This is a genomic window from Paenibacillus sp. NRS-1760 (genome assembly GCF_050467785.1).
Taxonomy (GTDB): domain Bacteria; phylum Bacillota; class Bacilli; order Paenibacillales; family Paenibacillaceae; genus Pristimantibacillus.
In genome coordinates this window covers 1-22,137 of sequence record NZ_JBITPK010000007.1, presented here as the reverse complement: position 1 = coordinate 22,137, position 22,137 = coordinate 1, and the positions used below count along the sequence as shown (strand labels likewise).

Here is a 22,137-nt window from a genome sequence, read left to right as displayed (position 1 = left end):
AAAAAAAATGAGACTGCTTTCCCTATCGTTCACGAAAAGGCAATGAATCTCTGTCTATATGGAGGAAACAAATATGACGGTGCGAGTTGAACGTTTATGAATAATAAAATAACGAAATTATCAGTTGCAGCAATCGCCTTATGTTTGTTGGTGATTGTATGGCCGCATGCGGCATTTGCAAGCAAGGATGACAACTTAATCAAGCTGCAAAGCTACCGCACCTATCTTGAACAGCACGCCGATAAAAAAGCTGGAAATGCGGATATTGTGATTAAGGCAGATGCGTATACGAATGCGGAGGGAGATTTGAAAAACCTCGATCATTTTGAAGGAAAGGAAGGCAAATCTGTTCTTACGGGTGAAACCGGAAAGATTGAATGGGAATTTAACGTTCCTGAGAGTGGAATGTACAATGTGGAACTGCTTTATTACCCGATAGATGGGAAAGGCAATTCTATTGAAAGAATGATATCAATTGACGGTGAAGTACCTTATAACGAAGCGAAATACATAAATTTATCACGGGTTTGGAAGGACAAAAGCGAGATTGCGCAAGACAAAAAAGGAAATGACATTAGGCCGAAACAGACGGAAGCGCCTAGATGGAGAACGGTGCTGTTGCATGATTTGCTTGGCTATTATAATGATCCATTACTATTTTATTTGGAAAAAGGTAAGCATACCATTGGATTCGAATCGGTGAGGGAATCAGTGGTTTTAAATACCGTTCGTATTTATAAAGCTGAGGAGCTTCCGACCTATGATGAAGTGAAAGCGGGTTATGAAGCAAAAGGCTATAAGGAAGCGGACGCCGAGACAATTAAGGTTCAAGCGGAAAACAGCTTTGAGAAATCTGATAATACGCTATATCCGGTGTCCGATCGCTCATCAGCTATAACCGAGCCGCAGGACCCATCAAAGCTTCGCTTGAACAGCATAGGCGGCGATAAATGGAAAATGCCGGGTCAATGGATCAGCTACCGATTCACGGTAGAGGAAGCGGGCCTGTACAAGATTGCAACGAGATTCAAGCAAAACAAATTAGCTGGGATGTATGTCAATCGCAAAATTTTGCTGGATGGAGCCGCCCCGTTTAAAGAAGCGAAAGCTGTGAAATTTAAATACGGGAACAACTGGCAAGTGAAAACGTTGGGGGACGATGATCAGGCGTTTTCTTTTTACCTAGAACCGGGCGAGCATGAACTGACGATGGAGGTCACGCTCGGAGATTTGGCTAATGTGCTGAACAGGGTTGATGACAGTTTATTTCAACTGAATGCCGTTTATCGGCAAATTCTGATGATAACCGGCGCTGAGCCGGATTTGTATCGTGATTACGGCTTTGAGAAATTAATACCGGATGCCATAGCCGCCATGAAGGAGCATGCCGCAATACTTAGAGAAGTATCGGCTGATATGGAGGCGCTGGTCGGTCAAAAAGGCGAAAACATGGTGCTGCTTGATAAAGTCGCCTTTCAGCTCGAGCAGATGGTTAAAAATCCGGAAGCCAATATTGCGAAGACCTTTACCCCTTTTAAAGAAAATGTAGGCGCGCTTGGTACGTGGATCTTGACGGTAGGCGAGCAGCCTTTAACGGTCGATTATTTTAGCGTGATGCCGTTGTCCAAGAAGCTGCCAAAAGCGGATGCATCCTTTTTCAAAAAAATGATGTTTGAAGCAAAGTCTTTTTCGATGTCTTTTTTTGTGGATTACAATGCCTTGAATACCGAAGGTGAAACCAAAGGAGAGCCGCTCGAAGTATGGCTGACGTCTGGACGCGATCAATCACAGATTATTAGGGAAATGATCAATGATACGTTCACGCCGGAATCGGGCATAAACGTAAAGCTCAAGCTGGTAACGGAAGGTACGCTTTTGCCATCAGTGCTTGCAGGTACGGGTCCGGATGTGGCGATGGGAAATCTAGCTGCCGACCCTATTCAATACGCGTTAAGACATGCGGTGGAGAACATCAAAGACATGCCGAACTATGATGCTATTGTCTCTAGATTCCATCCTAGTGCATTAGTGCCCTTCGAATTAGACGGAAAAGTATACGCTTTGCCGGAAACACAATCGTTTCCCATGATGTTTTATCGGAAAGATATTTTGCATGATATGGGGCTGAAGGCTCCAGAGACATGGGATGAGTTTTACAAGCTAATACCGGAAATTCAGAAACAAAATATGCAAATTGGTTTTCCGGCGGATATTACCGGCTTGCAAATCTTTTTGTATCAGAAAAATGGGGAGCTTTACAACAAGGAGCGCAGCCGCTCAACGCTGGAAGACGATCTGACGATCGACGCGTTCCAGAAGCAGACGGAGCTGTTCACGACCTATAAGTTTCCGAGGGATTATGATTTCAGCAACCGCTTCCGAACTGGGGAAATGCCGATAGGCATCGCGGATTATACGACATACAACCAATTAATCGCGTTTGCTCCTGAAATTAAAGGACTGTGGGAATTTGCTCCGCTTCCTGGAACGGTGATGGAGGATGGACAATTGAACCGGGCGACGCCGTCGACAGGGACAGCGATCATGATGCTTAAGGGCGTTAAGAAAAAAGATGACGCATGGCGCTTTATGGAGTGGTGGACGAGTGCAGAGACGCAGTCCAGATTCGGAATGGAAATGGAAGCGATTCTCGGCAAGGCAGCCAAACAAGCGACCGCCAATATGGAGGCCCTTGTTAATATGCCTTGGACAAAAACAGAGTATGACCATTTGATGACGCAGTGGTCATTCGCAACAGGTACGCCGGAGGTGCCGGGCGGCTACTATGTGACCCGAAGTATTGGATTCGCTGCCGCAACGGCGTATAACAACGGAGATCCTGAATCTCTTCTGGACTATGTGAAAGAAGTTAATGCTGAAATAACGCGAAAAAGGCGGGAGTTCAAGTTGGAATGATGCTGCCTTGCGATTTTACTGATTCAGGAGGACCCCATTCATGAGTAGAGATTTGGTGATATCAGGAGCTGTTGACCCTAAGAGGCAGGGCAATCCGATCTTGCGAAAATTGGAGCAGGGCTGGAAGTCGATTAAAAAAAATAAAGTGTCCTACCTCTTTGCTGCTCCCTACATGATCTTGTTTTTTGCTTTTACCGCTCTGCCCGTCATTATTTCATTGATTTTAGGTTTTTTCTCGTTTAACTTGCTCGAAGCGCCTATCTTCGTGGGCATGGACAATTATATAAGACTGTTTCTAGGCGATGATATTTTCATTAAAGCAATCGGAAATACGTTCCTGCTTGCTGTGATGGTAGGGCCAATCGGTTACATCATGTGTCTAGTGTTCGCTTGGCTTATTAACGAGCTGCCGAAGTCGCTGAGAACGATTTTAACTTTAATTTTTTACGCGCCATCCATTTCGGGAAACATTTATTTGGTTTGGGGCATTTTCTTCAACAAGGACGCTTATGGTTATGCCAATGCTATTTTGCTTCGTTATAATGTCATTTCTTCGCCTATTCTATGGTTTGAGAATCCAAAATATATGATGACTCTCGTCGTCATCGTTGCCTTATGGACCAGCGTTGGAACAAGCTTCCTCTCCTTTATCGCGGGATTGCAGGGGATCGATCGCACGCTTTATGAAGCAGCGGCAATGGATGGAGTTAAAAATCGGTGGCAGGAGCTTTGGTATGTCACGCTGCCTTCGATGAAGCCGCAGCTCATGTTCGGAGCGGTAATGAGCATTACCGGCGCATTCGGCACCGGCGCGATTGTTACCGCATTGTGCGGCATGCCGAGCAACAGCTATGCAGCGCATACCATCGTTAACCACTTGGAGGATTACGGCGCCATTCGTTATGAAATGGGCTATGCATCTGCTATAGCTACCATTCTATTTATCATCATGATCGGAGCGAATAAGATTGTGCAAATGCTTCTGGCAAAGGTAGGTGAATGAAGTGATTCAAATCAAGCTTCATCGAAGCAAGAGCGGCATTAAACGTTCCTTTTTTGCGGATTTTGGCATCTATTTGTTTTTGCTGCTGTTTGGCATTTTTATGATGCTGCCACTGGTATATGCGATTTCAAATTCAATTAAGCCATTGGAGGAGATTTGGTTTTTCCCTCCGCGGTTTCTAGTAAATAATCCAACCTTAGATAACTTTAGAGATTTGCTCGCAGTCATGAGCGACTCGTGGGTGCCCTTCAGCCGGTATATTTTTAACACTGTATTTATAACAGCTGTTGGTACGGCTGGTCATGTGGTCATCGCTTCCTTATGCGCTTATGTCTTATCCAAGCATAAGTTTCCTGGCAAAGGAATCATGTTCAGCACGGTCGTGCTCTCGCTTATGTTTAGTGGTGTCGTTACCCAAATACCGAACTTTATCATCATTTCTTCGTTAGGCTGGATTGATTCGTATCAGGCTATTATTGTTCCGGCATTTGCATCCTCGCTCGGATTGTATCTCATGAAGCAGTTTATGGATCAGATGATTCCCGACGCCATCTTGGAATCGGCTCGCATTGACGGCTCCAGCGAATGGAAGATTTTCTGGTCAATTGTAATGCCAATGGTTAAGCCTGCTTGGCTGACGCTCATCATCTTCTCCATGCAAGGTTTGTGGGGAATTGGCGCGAATCACTTCATCCAAAGCGAGGAGCTGAAAACCTTAAACTATGCGTTGTCCCAAATCTTAGCCGGCGGAATTGCCCGTACAGGGACAGGATCGGCTGCAGCGGTGCTGATGATGATTGTGCCTATCATCGTGTTTATCATCTCTCAGTCGAAGATTATAGAGACCATGTCTGCATCAGGCATGAAAGAATAGGCATGGAAGGGGAAGAATGCGGTGGTTAGAAAAAAGTGGATTTTGTTTTTTGCCGCACTATTATTGTTGTGCAGCTTCGGTATTGAATCAGCTTCCGCCATGGTTCCATATAAAACCTATTTTTATGATTATGACGGGGAGTATCTCGTTTCTCCTGACGCTTATGTGCCAGGCAAAGTGTTAAACGCCAAGGCGATGGGGATCGAGGGCGCTGGGCTGAACCAGCCTCTGGATTTGTTTGTAGACAACAATAACTCGGTTTATATCGCAGATACGGGATCGAACAGAATTATTATTCTCGATGAACAGTACCGAATAAAACGAGAAATTACGGAGTTTGTCCATGAGGACGGCGTGACGAAGGATCAGTTCAACACGCCAAGCGGCATATTTGTGTCAGAGGAGGGGCTGATCTACGTTGCCGACTCCAAAAACGCTAGAATCGTCGTGCTTCATCAGGATGGAAGCGTAGAGAAAATATTGGAGGCACCAGATTCGGATGTGTTTCCTGCCGGCTTTATTTACGAGCCATCAGCAATCGGTGTTGATCCATCCGGTCTTATCTATGTTATTTCGAAGAGCACAAACATGGGTGTTATTGCTCTGAATGCTGACGGCGGATTCGAAGGTTTTGTCGGAGCGGAGAAGGTTGTGCCCAAAGTGTCCGATTTGTTCTGGAAGCTGGTGACGACCAAGGAGCAGAAGAGCCGCACAGCCAAAAGCGTACCGACCGAGTACAACAACATTACAATCGATGAGCTTGGCTTTGCTTATGTTACGAGCAGTGCGATCCATGCCAGAAACCAATACAGCGCGCTCATTAACCGGGACAAATCGAGTAAGCATGCGCCAATTAAGCGGCTGAACAATACAGGCATCGATGTACTGAAACGAAATGGCGCTTATCCGCCTGCTGGAGATATTCAAACAACCGACAAGGTTTCACGTTTTATTGATGTAGCTTTGGCAGAGGACGGGGCGTACAGCACGCTCGATTCTTCGCAAAATAAGATTTTTACGTACGACGATAACGGCAATCTTCTTTATGTATTTGGCGGTTACGGAACGCAGGACGGCGTGTTCCAGAGCGCTTCTGCGCTCGCTTACCAGAGCAATAATCTGCTTGTGCTCGATAAGGATTCAAGCAAGCTGACTGTATTTAGGCGGACCGAATACGGCGCTAACATTGCAGCGGCGATTCATCATCGCAAGAATCGCAATTACGATGAATCCATCGCTGCATGGCAGCGGGTTTTGAAGATGAATCCGACGCTAGAGATGGCGTATTCCGGTGTGGCGCAGTCCAATATGCGCAAAGAAGAATACAAGGAAGCGATGCACAATTACAAGCTGGCCAATGACTGGGATCATTATTTCAAAGCTTTTGCGGAGTATCGGAAAGAAATAGTAAGCAAATTTATTATCCTCATTCCAATAGTCGCAGCAGCCATTCTATGGCTAGTGTACAGATTTTTCAAATATGCCAAGAAGGTCAACACAGCAGGCTGGAGAAAGCCGGGCAAGCGAACGCTGTGGGAAGAGCTACTTTATTCCTTCCATGTGATGTTCCATCCGTTTGACGGGTTTTGGGATTTGAAGCATGAGAAACGAGGCAGCGTTCGTGCCGCTGTCATTATTGTTGCAGCCGTTATGGCTGTAGACATCTTTAAACAGCTGGCAGGCGGATACATATTGTACCCTTCCGACTGGCGTGTTATTGAGCTTTGGGATACGCTGCTTAGCGTCCTTATTCCATTTGGATTATGGTGCTGTGCAAACTGGGGTCTTACAACATTGATGGATGGCGAAGGAAGCCTTAAAGATATTTTTATCGCGTCTTCCTATTCGTTAGTCCCGATGGTGATCATTACGATTCCTGTCACCCTATTCAGCAATATCGTTGTTTTGGAAGAGCAGCAGTTTATTACCTTTTTTACAACCCTAGCGTTAGGCTGGTCTCTCGGGCTCATATTTATAGGTGTATTGGTGACCAATGATTACAGTCCATTCAAGAATTTCTATACCTCTGCTATTTCAATAGTAGGGATGGGGTTCATTGCTTTCCTTACGGTGCTGTTCATTAACATCCTGCAAAATATGAATTCTTTTATTACGACGATCATCAATGAAATTACGTTTCGGTTGTAGAACAAGATGGTGGATAGGAGGTCAGCGATATGAATGCCAAGGGGATTATCTCTAGGCTATTGGTCATAGTGGTTGCCATTACGCTCGGGATACCGACAAATGGGAAAACGGCGGAGGCAGTAGAAGCAACAACAGCAGAAACAGCAGTTGCAGCAAAAGCAAGCCCACCAAACATGAAAAAAGCTGTAAAGGATGGCGGATTGGCACTTGCTGCTGAGAACGATCACCTCCTGCTGTACTTCGATAATGAATCGGGCGGCGTGGCGGTTGAAGATAAAGCGACGGGAAGTAAATTTTATTCCAACCCGCCAAGTGCTCTGGAAGACCCGAAAGCTAGTGATGCGATGAAGCAGGAGCTTATGTCGCAGGTCAAGCTTGTCTATAATGTGCAAGGCAAAGAAGGCGACTTGGAAATGAACAGCTACACGCATGCGATGAAGCTGGATCAGGTGAGCTGGGGCAAGATTGATAACGGCATAAGAGTGGACATGGTTATCGGGCGCGAGGAACAGCGCATGCTGCTGCCGCGTCAAATTACGAAGTCCAAATTTGAGCAAAATGTTCTTGATCATATGGAAGCTGATCGGGATAAGAAGAAGCTATTAGCCTACTATATCCTCTACAGTCGTGCTGATGTAGAAGGGAGCAAAGGCAAGGAGCTGATCGCGAAATACCCTGTTTTGGAGAAAGAAGATATTTATGTGCTGAAAACCTCCGTCAAGGAGCGGGACAAGAAGGTATTGGAAAACTACGTCAAGGAAGCAGGCTATACGTACGAGAAGCAGGAGGAGGACTACGCCGAGGTTGGATATGACGGAGATGATTCCGTATTCCCTTATTTTAAAATGAGTCTTGATTACGTGCTTGCGGACGGCGGTCTATCGGTCACTCTTTATAACGGCGACATTGAATATGATCAATCCCGTTTTAATCTTGTGAAGCTTTCCTTGCTGAATTATTTCGGTGCAGGGCAAACCGGCGAGGAGGGGTATATATTCCTTCCAGACGGCTCGGGAACGCTCCTCAATTTCAATAATGATGCAAGCAAAAATACGCTATTAACGACAGGGAAAATGTACGGGCCGGATTATGCATTAACGCAGTCGCCAAGAGGCAGCTTCAAACAAGAGTTTCGAGCGCCGGTGTTTGGCATCAAGAAGGATGGAGCAGCGCTATTCTCGGTTATTGAAGAGGGCGATGCGGTAGCGGATATTAATGGCGTTATGGGCGGCATTAATCACTCCTATAACACGGCGTATGCTAACTTCACCATTCGAAATAAAGACTCTTTTATTGCCAAAAATGCTTTTGAACAGGCTCCTTGGATTATTTACGAGAAAAATGCTTATACCGGCAACATCGTCATGAAGTACTTCTTCCTTACAGGAGACGATGCAAATTATGTTGGAATGGCAAAGGCATATCGTCAGTATCTCGTTGATAAAGGAAGCTTGAGCAAAGTGAGCGCCGAAGAGAACATTCCGTTCTACTTGGATACGATGGGTTCTGTCGATAAGATGGTGCGGAAGCTGGGTATTCCGTTTCGCAGCCAAGTGGCAGTCACTTCCTTCGATCAAGCGGGACTAATGCTGGATGAGATGTCGCAAAGAGGTATCCAAAACATTAAGTTTCGCTATACCGGATGGTATAACGGAGGCATGAGCCATACCGCACCTACAAAAATGAAGGTAGAGTCCGTGCTCGGCGGTGCAAAGGGACTGCGCAAGCTGTCAGAGAAAGCGGAGAAGCTGGGGGCAAAGGTGTTCCCGGATGTGGATATGCTATTTGTTTCATCTAATAAAGCATTCGATGGCTTTAAGCCGCAAAAGGACAGCATTCGTTCCTTGTTTCAGAAAACTAGCTATAAAGGATTGTTCAATGTAGCTACGCTTGAGTATGAGAGCAGCGTGTGGGGAATTAATCCGGACAAAATTTCAGGTTATTACAATAAATTTTCCAAAGATTATCATTCGCTTGGTTTAAAGGCACTATCCTTATCGACGATGGGAGAAAGCTTGAATTCCAACTTTAAGAACCGCTCTCAAATCAATCGACAGGACACAAAAAAAATAACGACAGACGTTTTAGCTAAAGCAAAAGAGGATTATGAGGATATTATTACAGACGACGGAAACGCATACGCCTTTCCTTATGTTAATCATATTTTGAACCTGCCTGATGAGGACAGCTCCTTCTCGATAGCAGATGCTCAGGTGCCATTTATTCAAATCGCGCTGCATGGCTATATTGGGTACGCGAGCGAAGCCTTGAACCTAGCGAGCGAGCTGCGTCCGGCTGTTTTGAAAGCTCTGGAATACGGCAGCGGTGTCTATTTCAAGTTGAATTACGGGGAGAACAGCCTGCTGAAGGATGCTTCGTTGTTCGATGATTTGTACGCTTCCCAGTTTGATGATTGGGAGGAGAGCGCTGCAGCCATCTATGCAGAAATGAACAATGTATTGAAGCATGTTCAGGATCAGGCGATCGTGAATCATGAGCGGCTTGGTGAAGAGGTTTACAAAACAACTTATGAAAATGGTACAGCGATTATTGTTAATTACAGCGATAAAGGAATTGAGGTTGAGGGTACCGCAGTAGATGGAATGGGTTACGCGGTCATTAATCCTTAAACCAAGCGAGGAGGATCACCGGCAATGAACAAATTGTCTGCAGCCATAAACAAAAAAGAAAGGTTTAGGCTAACCGTGACGCAGAAGAGGGATCTGATGGGCTGGGTTTTTGTCAGTCCTTTTGTACTCGGATTTCTCCTGCTGTTTCTGGGTATATTCATTGATTCGTTGCGATTTAGCTTCATGGATGTGAATCTTCTAACCCAAGGCGGATTTTCGGAAAAATTCATTGGGCTGGACAATTACCATCAAATTTTAAGAGTGGACCCTAACTTTAACAAGCAGCTTTACGGTGCTGTTCAGAACATGTTATTCGATATTCCGATTATCGTCATGTACAGCTTGTTTATTGCCGTTTTGTTAAATATGAAAATGAAGGGCCGAGGCATTTTTAGAGCGATTTTTTTCGTGCCCGTTATTTTGGCAACTGGAATCATTGATAAAGCTGATTTAAGCAACTCGATTATGAATGCTTATCAGAGTATCCCAGGGCTTGATACGGGCGCGTCTATCGTGACTGAATCGGCAGGCGGGATGTTCAGCAATCTGGAGCTAAAAAAATATATGTTCCAAATGCTGGATTTCAGTCCTGCGCTCGTTAATATAACGGTTGGCGCTGCGGAAAATATATTTGCCGTCATTAATAGTTCAGGCGTGCAAATTCTTATTTTCTTGGCAGGACTGCAAGCAATTTCATCCTCCATCTACGAATCGGCCAAAATCGAAGGCTGTTCCGCTTGGGAGTGCTTTTGGAAAATTACATTTCCGCTGATCAGTCCGTTGATTCTAGTCAATATCATTTATTCGATTATTGATTCCTTTACAGGAAGCAAAAACCAAATTATGCACAGCATTACGAACGCGATGAAGCTTGGTCAATATGGAACAGCCTCGGCTATGGCATGGATTTATTTTCTGGTAGCAGCAGTATTCCTTGTCGTCATTGGCTTTTTTGTCAGCAGATTCGTCTTTTATCAGAATAGGGAGTGAAAAATATGCGGGCTAAATATTTAAATCTGCATGCAATAAATGGCTTGTTCTGGTCGGTTATTCGCTATTTGCTTCTCATTGGGCTGGCGTTTCTTATCTTATATCCGCTGCTCGTAAAGCTCTCTAACAGCTTTATGAGCCCGCAGGATTTGATAGATGGCACGGTGCGCTTCATCCCTAGGCAGTTTACATGGTTTAATTACAAAACAGTCATCGAATATACGTCCTTTTTTAAAGGGCTGTCGAACACGTTCGGCATTTCCTTTCTAAGCGGCATCATTCAAATGCTGGTTTGTACGATGGTCGGCTATGGGCTTGCGCGGTTTAACTTTAAAGGAAAAAGCGTCATATTTTCTTTAGTGGTGCTTACGATTTTAATTCCGCCGCAAACGTATATGATCTCTCTTTATATGAAGTTCAGCTTCTTTGATTTATTTGGTCTGATGTCTACCTTTACAGGGGGAACGGTTAGGCTGATGGATTCAATGTGGCCTATGGCGATTTTATCGATGATCGGTTTTGGATTCAAAAACGGGCTTTATATATTAATCATGCGGCAATATTTCAAAGGAATACCGAAAGAGCTAGAGGAAGCTGCCTATGTGGACGGCTCGGGCTTGTTTCGGACGTTCAGCATGATCATTCTTCCGCTCTCATTTTCCATGATGATTACGATCTTTGTATTCTCCTTCTCGTGGCAGTGGACGGATAGCTTCTATTCCTCGATGTTCTTCAGCCAGTTCAAGCTGTTATCGAATTCACTGCTGGTCGGATTTGAAGGCTTGATGCTGGAGGGCGCCACCCTTGGGCTGAAGCATGGTCAGCCTCTGACAGCCACCTTAACGAACACGATGTCATTATTAGTTGTTATTCCATTAATCATTGTGTATTTGTTTGCGCAAAAATACCTCGTAGAGGGTATTGAGCATAGCGGAATTGTGGGTTAAAAGGTGGAAGCCTGCAAGAAGAAGGGACGGATGAGGTGAAATTTATGAAAAGCATATGCATGCTGCTTGTCGGAAGTTTTTTCTTGACAGGCTGCAATGGAAATGAGGAGCGCTTGGAAAATTACAATAATCATGCGGAATGGGCGGAAGAGAAGCTCATCGAGCATTATTGGAATGAGAATGGAAAGCTGATGAACAACGCTTATCCTTATAGCAAAGAACGCGAGGAGAGCCTAAACTATTGGTGGAAGGCTCATGCCGTGGATGCCATGATGGATGGGTATGAGAGAACGGGTGATGCTGCTTATACCGATAGGGCAGAGGGGATCGTCAAAAGCATTATTAAAAAAAATGGGTCATTGTTTAATGAATTTTATGATGATATGGAATGGCTCGCTCTTGCAGCGCTGAGGCTTTATGATGCAACCAAAAGCGAGACGGTTAAAGGTTATGTGGTAAAGCTGTGGAATGATATTAAGACCGCTTGGTGGGAAGATGAGCTGGGCGGCATGGCTTGGAAGAAGGATCAACGAGACAGCCGGAATGCATGCTCGAACGGGCCGGCAGCTATTTTGGCTGCAAGGATGTATGAGTATTTTGGCGATAAGGAAGATCTGGAGTGGGCCAAAAAGATATATGATTGGCAGAAGAAAAATTTGGTTGATCCTGAAAGCGGTCTTGTGTATGATGGCCTTAAGCTGGAAGAGAATGGTGATCTTAATGTCAATAAGAAATGGATATTCACCTATAACCAAGGCACTTATATAGGCGCGGCGGTTGAGCTTTATAAGCATACAAATGACAAGACTTATTTGGCAGATGCGGAGAAAACCGCTGCCTCGGCTATGAAATATCATACGGTTGCTGAGACCGGAATGATGAAGGAAGAAGGAACCGGAGACGGTGGACTGTTCAAAGGCATATTCATTCGTTATCTGATCCATTTGTATGAAGTCAACGAAAGCGTCCAAATTAAAGAAATGATCTTTCATAATGCGGATACACTGCTCTCGAAAGGCAGCACGAAGGAAATTGGCTTGTTTGGCCCCGCTTGGGATTTGCCTCATCAGGAGCCTTTGGATATATCCGTGCAATTGAGCGGAGTTTTCTTAATAGAAGCCGCAGCCAAAATAGAAAGACTAGATTCGGAATAAGTTAGTATTGACGTAGCGGGGCGACGGCAGCGCCGTTGCTCCATTTCGCCTTTTCATATATTGATGTCGTGATAATAAAGTTGTATAGTTGATATATCAAGATACTATGACAAGGTAGGTCAGCTGATGGATAATCCTTTATATGAGCAGATTTATAATTATATTTTTCAAAAAATCAATGACGGCGAATTGAAAAAAGGGGAGCGTGTTCCTTCGGAAAAAGAACTTGCTGCCCATTTTAACGTTAGCCGAATTACGTCTAAGAAAGCGCTGGAGATGCTCTCGCAGTATAAACTCATTGAGAGAATACAAGGGAAGGGCTCCTTTGTGGCGGAGGTTTTACCTGATCTGCAAGAAACGAAGCTGCAGAAGCAGTCGGAAAGCGTAGAAGCGAGGCCGGAAGATGAGGTTGTGCGCATTGTTGGTGTGATTCTGCCCGACTTTGGCGATTCGTTTGGTGCTGATCTTATTCGCGGAATAGAAGAGCAATGCGCGATTAGCGGCTGCGTCATGATGATGAAGCTGACTTACGATAATCGTGATGAAGAAGAAGCTGCCATTCGTGCTTTTGTGAAGCTGGGTGTCGATGGCATTGTCGTATTCCCGGGCCATGGTGAGCACTATAATGCTGAAGTGCTTAGACTCGTATTAAACGGCTTCCCTATTGTGTTAGTAGACAGGTATTTGAAGGGGATTGCGGCGACCGCTGTGTATACAGACAACAGAAAGGCAGCCTTCGACCTTACGAATATTTTGCTGAATCAAGAGGGCCGGCATGTCGGTTTCTTATCGACGCCTGCAGACAATACGACGACGATTGAAGACCGAATACAAGGTTTTAATGATGCGTGCATGCAGCGTGGGTTTACACCTAAACCTGAACATATTATGACGAATCTATACAGCTCTTTGCCGCAATCGTTTCAAACGATTAAAGTACAGTATGATATTGAGACGGTACGCCATTTCGTGGAAATTAACAAGGATCTTAATGCGTATGTCGTTACGGAATATAATCTTGCTCTTATTTTAAGGGAAGCGCTATTGTCCCTAAAGAAACGGATTCCGGAAGACTATCAAATTGTTTGCTTTGACTCTCCGAGTCAGCCGTTTGGCGATTATTTGTTTACTCATGTTCGCCAGAACGAGCGTGATACAGGCAGGAGAGCTGTCGAAATATTACAGCGTGTTTGGAATAATGAGACTACGGAATTGAACAATATTGTGGAGCACGAGATTGTTCAAGGAAATTCTACCGTATCTATTTAACATCAGAATAGAATAAAGGGTCGTTTCTTAGAGCTGCCAATAGGGCTCTTGGAACGGCCTTTTTTTGTAGGAAATTATAGTCTGAAATGTGAAGATGACATATTGACATATTAACATGTGGAATATAGTATATTATGTGAAAGTGCTTTATATTGTACATTTTCAAAGAGGAAGTAATCCCGTGTTAAAGCAGCTTGCAGTTCGCGGGAAACCTAATGGATCAAAGTGAAACGGAGGAAAGGAAGATGGCAAACAACGTAAAAGCTGCGTTCTGGGAAATGAGAGCGGAGCAGGCTCAACGAACATTGGATTCTCAGTTCTGGAACCCAAGTATCAGCTTATATGACATTAAGACGCCATGTCCCGGCGGAGCGTGCAACACGATTTTTCATTATTGGTGGATGGCCCATGCGGTTGAAACGCAGGTGGATGGATGGAACCGTACGGGTGATTCCATCTATAAGCAAAGGTTGGCTATGCTTCATCAAGGCCTTCTGGAGAGAAACGGCGGAGAATGGCCTAATAATCTATACGATGATATGGAATGGATGGCAATTGGCTGGCTTCGCGCGTATTTGATTGATCAAGATGAAACCTACAGGCACACTGCGAAGTTGCTATGGGAGGATATTAAGACGGGATGGAATGACCATGTCGGCGGCGGAATTGCTTGGCAAAAAACGCAGCTTGATTATAAAAACACGCCTGCTAATGCTCCTGCGGCTATTTTGGCTGCACGTCTATATCAGGTATTCGGCAAGCAGGAAGATTTAGAATGGGCAATCAAGATTTACAATTGGCAGAAAGCTGTGCTTGTTGATCCTGAAAGCGGTTTCGTGTGGGATGGCGCTAACCGTCTAGGCGATGGAACTATTGATAAGGATTGGAAGTTCACTTATTGCCAGGGCGTATTCATTGGAGCAGCAGTTGAGCTGTACAAGATTACGGGCGAAAAAGGTTATCTTGAAGATGCCATACGGACATGGCAGGCGTCTGTGGAGGAGTTTGCATCGCAGGAAGCTAATGTCCTCCCTGCAGAAGGCGGCGGGGATGCTGGTTTGTTTAAAGGGATTTTTGTTCGTTACGCAGGCGAGCTGGCCCTTGCGATGGGCAGCGGCAGCGGAAGTGAAGTAGCAGATGTATTGTATGCAAACGCATCGTCCCTATGGAGCAGCGTTTCGAGCCGGGGGGATATTCTTTTCAGCAAACGGTGGGATGAATCGCTTGAAGAGGAAATAGAGCTCAGCACACAGCTTAGCGGCGTGATCCTGCTCGAAACGGCAGCAGCTTTGGAGAAGTCTGGATTAATATAGAGTAGTCTAAGTAGATCCTTGGGAGGTATATCATGAGTACATCGAAACCAGTAAAGACGTTCCGTTTTGTTGCATTGTCGATTGTTGTTTTATTAATGACGTCCGGTCAAAGCGTCTGGGCCAAACCGAATAAAAATCAAAATGCAGAACGGGCTGAAGCGGCTTATCAGGCTCTACAAACCTACTTCTATCAGCCAGACACCAAGCTCTACAGCGAGAACAGCCCACATTCTGGGAACAATAAATACTCCTACGTTTGGCCTTATGCAGGGACGATGCAGTCAACCGTAGCTTTGGCGAAAATACCTGCGGTGGGCGAGAAATACAAAACCGACATTCAGAATCGATTAGATGGTCTAGCTGCATATTGGAATGACACGAAGACACCTGCAGGCTACGATTCTTACGTACGCGCACCGCTTGGCGGAGGCGGGGACATCTTTTATGATGATAATGATTGGATCGCAATAGAACTTATAAAAATTTACCGAATTACTGGTGATATTGCAGCTTTAGATAGAGCAAAGCAAATATTTGAGCTGCAAGTATCCGGCTGGGACACGGATGCCTCTCATGCCTGCCCTGGCGGCGTTTTTTGGACACAGGCATCGTGGAGCAAGGATCGGAATACCGTATCGAATGCACCTGCCGCTCAAATAGGACTGTATTTATATGAAATCAGCAAGGATACATACTATTTAGACTGGGCGAAGAAAATGTATAACTGGGTAAATGACTGCATGCTGGCGCCTAACGGACTTTACTGGGACCATATTGACCTGAACGGAAATATTAATAAAACACAATGGTCCTATAACCAAGGAACGATGATTGGAGCCAGCGTACTTTTATACAAAGCAACTGGTGAAAAATTATACTTGAACAGAGCAATAAGCATCGCTGATGCGGCTTTGAAATTTTATGGCAGCTCGCGCCTCTACACACAGCCGATTATTTTCAATTCAATCTTTTTTGAAAATCTGCTGATGCTGGATGACATGAACAAAAAATCGAAGTATAAAGATTATATACAGAACTATGCGGATGAGGTGTGGACGACGCTTCGGAACCCTCAGACGGGAGTCGTTGAAATCGATCCGAATCGTTCAACTGAACTATTGGAGCAAGCAGCGCTGGTTACGATCCACGCTCAGCTGGCAGCTGATACGAAAAAGTGATCAGGTTGATGTGATTCAGTCCTCAATTTAACGTAGTAGAAAATGCCTTAGGGATCATCCCTAAGGCATTCCAACCCTGTATGGCTTCTTTTTCTATAGCAAGGTTTCTGCCCCATCGATGTAAATTTCGGTTCCAGAGATATGGCTGGATTCCTGCGACGCTAGAAATAGCACTAAATCGGCGACCTGCTCAGGCTGCCCGGGACCATGCTCGAGAGGCTGGCTGCCTTCAGGGTAGTTCACGGGTATGGTGATTTTATCTACTTGAGGAGTGCGATGGGTGTTTTCCCCAATGTTTGTTTGAATGGCTCCAGGACAAATGGCATTCACACGTATTTTATATCGGGCAAGCTCTAGAGCAGCCATCTTGGCAAAAGCGACCTGACCTGACTTGGAGGAGCTGTAAGCAGCCATGCCGGCACCTGAAAAATCACGATTGCCGTTAATGGAACTCGTTATAATAATGCTCCCGCCGGATTTTTTCATATGGGGGATCGCATATTTGACGGTAAGGAAGGTTCCCTTTAAATTCGTTGTTAGCGTTTCATCCCATGACTCGGGCGACAGATCTTCAATAGGGGCGAGAGTGCCGTTAATGCCCGCATTAGCAAACACAATATCGATCCGTCCGAAGTGCTTTGCGGCAGCTTGGATCGCTTCTTGCATCCGTTCAGCATTGGCAACATCGGTATCGATGAAGAAGGACTCGCCTCCTAATTCCTTTATTTCTTGCTCTACCTCTTCAGTACGGTTGTGAATGAGATCGAGAAGAACGATTTTTGCTCCTTGCTGTGCGAGACGCAGCGCGGCAGCGCGTCCTATGCCGGAACCAGCTCCAGTGATGACCGCAACCTTATCCATTACACGAAGCTGAGAAGAGCTGGAATCCTTCTGGTTAGCTGCATTGTTCATTACTAACGATTCCCTCCATTACTAGCTTATTTCCAAAGTAGTATTCCTTTGGGGCAAATCATTTATTCTTTTAGGAAACGGGTTAAGGATCACTAGCATTGCTAGATGAAATTCAACTACATAAGCAGCATAGAGGAGATGACAAATTGAGCGCTATATTTTTGAACCGTGCACCGCTTGCTTCGACCCCTTTTCAAGAGCTGCCGCTTGGTGCGATTAAGCCGGACGGCTGGCTTAGAGACCAGCTGGAGATTCAAAGCGAGGGAATGACAGGGCATCTAGATGAATTTTGGAGTTATGTCGGGCCAAATAGCGGTTGGCTCGGAGGAGACGGAGACAGCTGGGAGAGAGGACCCTACTACTTGGACGGTCTGCTTCCGCTTGCTTATCTCCTTGATGATGACAAGCTTAAGGCCAAAGTAAAGCCGTGGATCGAATGGACGCTTGCAAGCGCACGCGAGGATGGACAATTCGGACCTGCCGCAAATGAAGATTGGTGGAGCCGAATGATTATGCTCAAGGTGCTGATTCAGCACGCTGAGTATACTGGTGATGAACGGGTAGAACCATTCTTGATGAACTATTTCAAATATCAGCTTGCGGAGCTGCCGAATCGTCCTTTGCAGGAATGGGCAAAGGCTAGAGGCGGCGAAAATCTCATCAGCATTTATTGGTTGTACAATCGCACCGGTGAGCCTTTCTTGCTTGAGCTCTCGCAATTGATTCAGGAGCAAACGCTGGACTGGATAGGCCTTTATGAAGACTATCCTTATTGGTACTTGCAGAAGGCATTTGATCACCGGGTTCATGTTGTTAACGTAGCGATGTCATTCAAGCAGCCAGCTCTCCGCTACCTTCAATCCTTCGATAAGCAGCACATCGAAGCTGCGTACAAGGGGATCTCAAGCGTGATGACTTACCATGGCCAAGTTAATGGCATGTTTTCCGGTGACGAATGGCTTGCAGGAACTCATCCCAGCCAAGGTACGGAGCTGTGCTCTGTGGTGGAATATATGCATTCCTTAGAGCATCTGATTCGGATTACAGGCGATGGCTCCTTCGGTGATATTTTGGAGAAGGTTGCTTATAATGCACTGCCTGCCGCAATCAGCCCGGATTGGACCGTTCATCAATATGACCAGCAGGCTAACCAGATTATGTGTACGCATGCCAAACGCAATTGGACGGAAAACAACAATGAAGCCAATCTATTTGGCATTGAGCCGCATTTTGGCTGCTGCACCGCTAACATGCATCAAGGATGGCCGAAATACACGGCAAGATTGTGGATGGCAACAGAGGATGGCGGTTTGGCTGCAATCGCGTATGCTCCTTGTACGATTACAGCTGCCATCGACGCAAGTACCGATGTTTCCATACGTGTAGCAACGGAATATCCATTTAGAGAAACGATAACGATGACAGTGCATGTAAATCAGCCAGCTGAATTCCCGATTAAATTACGAATACCGGAATGGTGCAGCGCGCCGATTCTGTTGATCAACGGACAACAGCAGTCTGCTATGATCGTCGAAAAAGGTTTTGCTACGCTGTGGCAGGTTTGGGACGATGGCGATGAGCTGACTCTTCGGCTTCCAATGGAGGCACGCACGATCAGCAGAGCTAACGGTGCGGCCGGCTTGCAGCGCGGAGCGCTTATGTTCGTTATCCCAATCAAGGAGCGCTGGCAGAAGCATCGCACGTACGAGCCTTATCATGACTGGGAGATTTACCCGGAGTCGCCATGGAATTATGGAGTGAGTCTGAAGGGAAATGAACAGGGAAAACCTATTGTGGAAGCCGCAGCAATGGTAAGGCAGCCCTTCTCAGCTGAGAATGCACCGATACGTTTGCGAATGAACGGTCGCCGGATCCCGCAATGGACCATGGAGCTTAATTCGGCTGGCACTCCGCCAATAGGGCCTGTTGCTAGCAAGGAACCCGAGGAAGAAATTACGCTTATCCCGTACGGCTGCGCGCGGCTTCGGATCGCCGAGTTCCCAGTTATTCAATCTTAAAACGTTGTCAGTCTATTCGTTTAGTTGAAGTGACGCATCTCCTTCATATACATGTAGGAGAAGCAGCCAATAATGAGCATTGCTGCGCCGCTTATCGCTATGATGACGGCAGGTCCGTGTATATCAGATAGGGTTGAGAATACGGCTAAGCCGACAGGCGGCGCAACGCTTGTTAGAGCACCGATGAGTCCAAATACCCTGCCTTGCATCGAAGGATCAATGGCTACCCGAAGTGCGATAAAGATGATCGTGGTACTGAAGGAGAAGAGGAAGCCAACGAGAAGGATAAGCGGCAATGCTGCAAATGCAGAGGACATTTGTGATATGGCGATGAACATAGGACCCATGAGGATCATGCTTCCAATGATCCATTTTCCTCTGCCTTTTAACCGTTTATCCAGCTTAATAATTAGAATGGAGCCTACGACATAACCGAGCGGGATGCACGCCTCCATAAGCCCGAATACAAATGGTTTGGCATGCCACACATTTACGGCCATGACTTGAATGAGCATGAAGGTGGACAGAAAGAAGAACATAACTACCGGTAATAAAATAACTGCTGCTCTGGCAAATGGATCCGTCCATACGTATCGGAAGCCTGCTTTGAGATCCTCTTTAAAGGTGGTTTGCGGCTTCTCCGTATCTCGAACCGCTGCATAGGGGAACTTGCCCGTGAAGAGCAGCAGCGCTGCTGAGAGCAGAAAGGTTACTGCATCGATAGCAATTGCAAATGCCCCGCCAAATGCAGCAACAGCGATACCTCCGAGAGCAAATCCTGATATTCGGATGATGTTATCGGATATATTGATTACCCCAACGGCCTTGGTTATTTGTTCTTTATCAATAATTTCGACGAGCGAAGCCTGGAAGGCAGGCGTTCGAATGACCCCTGCAAATGCGACGATGGCAGTCAAAATAACGATAAAAATAAATGGTATATTAGGCAGGTAAACAAGTACAGCAATGGCGCCGACGAGCACAAAACGGACAATATCTGTCACCCACATTAACGTTCGACGATCGGTGCGATCCGCAATCGTACCTGCGAAGGAACCGAACAGCATACTGATTACGAGATGGGTAATGAGAACAACGGACATGAGCTTGGCGCTACCTGTCGTTTGCAGTACCCACAGATTTAGCGCAATGCTATGAAAGGTATTGCCTAGCAGCGATAAGCTGTAGCTGGAGAACACGGCGATGAAATTGCGGTTTTTCCACAGAGATGAAGCAGAACCTTCTTGCGGTTGAAGATTTGGAGCGCCGCCATTTGATTCTTTTGCTAATCCGAGCATAATATAACCTCCTATAAGAATGATTGACTTGGTTAATAATTAACTGCAGTTATTAAGGATTAAGAGGACGGCTTAATCGTTTAAGTTGTAATAGAAAAAGCAGAGATTACTCTGCGGTTACTTATTTATCAGCTTTTACTAGAACATATTTATTTACAGGGCCAGACTTCGGATCTTTCAGCAGCTGCATCATAAGATGGAAAGATTCTTCTGGCTTGTGATCGCCAAACGATATCTTGGAAGCGGAAGCAGGGGCGATTTCCGCACAGCCTGCCGTACAAATGACGGTTAAGCTTGTTGGATGAACATATTTAGCTGCTGAGATGGCGACAAATTCGTTTAGAATGATGCCGGTCCGATCCGAATTGTGTTCTAGGAATGCCTTTAAGTCACGCTCTTCGTCCACAACGTGGATTTGATCGCGTCCTATTCCTGAAAGAGTACAAATATGGTTAACGAGATCTGCATTGTTGAAGCTGTCGATTATCAAAAAGCTCTCCTTAGGCTGTATGAGCGATGCGAATGCATGAGTGAAGGCATCGGCATAATCATAATTAACCTTATAAAATAAGGGATCTTCAATCATGCTGTCCACAACGATTAAAGGGACGCCAGTAGAGAAGTGGCTAGAAATCAGGTGGAAGTTTTCCTCCTTAACATCAACAACAAATACGCCGTCCAGCTTGCGTTCCGAGATAATATCGAGATTTGGGCTTGAGGCATCCAAGCTGAATAATACAACGTGGTAGCCGTGATCTGACAGCAGCCGCTCCAGTCGATTAATAAACTGAGAATAACGGAACTGCTTCCAGAAGCCTTCATTTTCCGCTCTGTTAATCAGAATGCCAATCAATCCAGACTTTTGCTTGACCAGCGATCTGGCAGCAAGGTTGGGTACATAATTCAATTGCTTGGCGGCATCGAGAACACGGCATTTTGTTTCTTCAGGTATCGTCTGATTGGAGACATTGTTGAGTACATAACTGACAGTAGCTACAGAAACTTGAGCAGCCTTTGCAATGTCCTTAAGCGTAGCTTTCTTAATGGGGATACAACTCCTTCAACCTTGATACGATTGGAATCGTGAGAGCTTGCTAAAGCTTGATAATGACTGTTGGATTAATATATCGGAAATGGCATGTTTAAAAGTAGTTACTTAATCGTTTAAGTAATTATTGCATGAATGTCAATTAGATGTCTAGACTCAATTTATTAAAGATTTCCTCAAACGCTACTGAGGGTAACGAGTGGTAGTAATAGCTGTAAGCACGCATAGGTGCTTATTGAGCGAATTCGGCGTATGCGGCGGGTAGAAAAGAGGCTGTAAGCACGTATGTGTTCTTACAGCGAGAAACTAGCTATGGTTACTGGTCTGTAAGCACACATAGGTGCTTATTGAGCGAATTCGGCGTATGCGGAAGGTAGAAAAGAGGCTGTAAGCACGTATGTGTTCTTACAGCGAGAAGTAGCTATGGTTACTGGTCTGT

The 22,137-nt window shown here is 45.4% G+C and carries 15 protein-coding genes; 12 read left to right on the top strand and 3 right to left on the bottom strand.

The window, feature by feature from the left end; all coding sequences use genetic code 11:
- The first annotated feature begins 96 nt into the window (after positions 1–96).
- The 11 genes from ACIFSR_RS04175 (at position 97) to ACIFSR_RS04125 (ending at position 16,422) form a co-directional block, all read left to right on the top strand.
- The gene (locus ACIFSR_RS04175) at positions 97–2,916 is read left to right on the top strand and encodes an extracellular solute-binding protein (RefSeq protein WP_430055168.1); all 2,820 of its coding nucleotides are present in this window, start codon (positions 97–99) and stop codon (positions 2,914–2,916) included.
- Positions 2,917–2,956: 40 nt separating this feature from the next.
- The gene (locus ACIFSR_RS04170; RefSeq protein WP_339206819.1) at positions 2,957–3,919 is read left to right on the top strand and encodes a carbohydrate ABC transporter permease; all 963 of its coding nucleotides are present in this window, start codon (positions 2,957–2,959) and stop codon (positions 3,917–3,919) included.
- A gap of 1 nt (position 3,920) precedes the next feature.
- Positions 3,921–4,793 (top strand): carbohydrate ABC transporter permease, encoded by an 873-nt coding sequence (locus ACIFSR_RS04165; RefSeq protein WP_430055165.1) that lies wholly within the window; start codon positions 3,921–3,923, stop codon positions 4,791–4,793.
- 21 nt (positions 4,794–4,814) lie between these two features.
- The gene (locus ACIFSR_RS04160) at positions 4,815–6,941 is read left to right on the top strand and encodes a YIP1 family protein (protein WP_339206823.1); all 2,127 of its coding nucleotides are present in this window, start codon (positions 4,815–4,817) and stop codon (positions 6,939–6,941) included.
- 29 nt (positions 6,942–6,970) lie between these two features.
- Complete coding sequence (locus tag ACIFSR_RS04155; protein ID WP_430055162.1) at positions 6,971–9,571, top strand: DUF5696 domain-containing protein; 2,601 nt, start codon at positions 6,971–6,973, stop codon at positions 9,569–9,571.
- A 24-nt stretch (positions 9,572–9,595) separates the two neighbouring features.
- The gene (locus tag ACIFSR_RS04150) at positions 9,596–10,561 is read left to right on the top strand and encodes a carbohydrate ABC transporter permease (RefSeq protein WP_076268840.1); all 966 of its coding nucleotides are present in this window, start codon (positions 9,596–9,598) and stop codon (positions 10,559–10,561) included.
- 5 nt (positions 10,562–10,566) lie between these two features.
- On the top strand, positions 10,567–11,508 hold the full coding sequence (locus tag ACIFSR_RS04145) for a carbohydrate ABC transporter permease (protein ID WP_339206827.1): 942 nt from the start codon (positions 10,567–10,569) through the stop codon (positions 11,506–11,508).
- A 44-nt stretch (positions 11,509–11,552) separates the two neighbouring features.
- Positions 11,553–12,662: a glycoside hydrolase family 76 protein gene (locus tag ACIFSR_RS04140; RefSeq protein WP_339206828.1), complete on the top strand. Its 1,110-nt coding sequence runs from the start codon at positions 11,553–11,555 to the stop codon at positions 12,660–12,662.
- A 126-nt stretch (positions 12,663–12,788) separates the two neighbouring features.
- Complete coding sequence (locus tag ACIFSR_RS04135) at positions 12,789–13,931, top strand: GntR family transcriptional regulator (protein ID WP_339206830.1); 1,143 nt, start codon at positions 12,789–12,791, stop codon at positions 13,929–13,931.
- Positions 13,932–14,176: 245 nt separating this feature from the next.
- Entirely contained in the window at positions 14,177–15,244 is a 1,068-nt protein-coding gene (locus tag ACIFSR_RS04130) for a glycoside hydrolase family 76 protein (RefSeq protein ID WP_430055157.1), read from the top strand.
- Positions 15,245–15,276: 32 nt separating this feature from the next.
- The gene (locus ACIFSR_RS04125) at positions 15,277–16,422 is read left to right on the top strand and encodes a glycoside hydrolase family 76 protein (RefSeq protein WP_430055154.1); all 1,146 of its coding nucleotides are present in this window, start codon (positions 15,277–15,279) and stop codon (positions 16,420–16,422) included.
- A gap of 93 nt (positions 16,423–16,515) precedes the next feature.
- Here ACIFSR_RS04125 and ACIFSR_RS04120 read toward each other — a convergent pair whose 3' ends face one another.
- Positions 16,516–17,334, bottom strand: a complete 819-nt coding sequence (locus ACIFSR_RS04120; RefSeq protein WP_430055151.1) for an SDR family oxidoreductase — start codon at positions 17,332–17,334, stop codon at positions 16,516–16,518.
- Positions 17,335–17,480: 146 nt separating this feature from the next.
- On the opposite strand from ACIFSR_RS04120, the gene ACIFSR_RS04115 reads away from it, so the two are divergent.
- Positions 17,481–19,352: a beta-L-arabinofuranosidase domain-containing protein gene (locus ACIFSR_RS04115; RefSeq protein ID WP_430055148.1), complete on the top strand. Its 1,872-nt coding sequence runs from the start codon at positions 17,481–17,483 to the stop codon at positions 19,350–19,352.
- A 20-nt stretch (positions 19,353–19,372) separates the two neighbouring features.
- Here ACIFSR_RS04115 and ACIFSR_RS04110 read toward each other — a convergent pair whose 3' ends face one another.
- Both ACIFSR_RS04110 and ACIFSR_RS04105 read right to left on the bottom strand, forming a co-directional pair.
- Positions 19,373–20,650, bottom strand: a complete 1,278-nt coding sequence (locus tag ACIFSR_RS04110) for an MFS transporter (protein WP_430055145.1) — start codon at positions 20,648–20,650, stop codon at positions 19,373–19,375.
- Positions 20,651–20,771: 121 nt separating this feature from the next.
- Complete coding sequence (locus ACIFSR_RS04105) at positions 20,772–21,671, bottom strand: LacI family DNA-binding transcriptional regulator (RefSeq protein WP_430056164.1); 900 nt, start codon at positions 21,669–21,671, stop codon at positions 20,772–20,774.
- Positions 21,672–22,137: the final 466 nt, after the last annotated feature.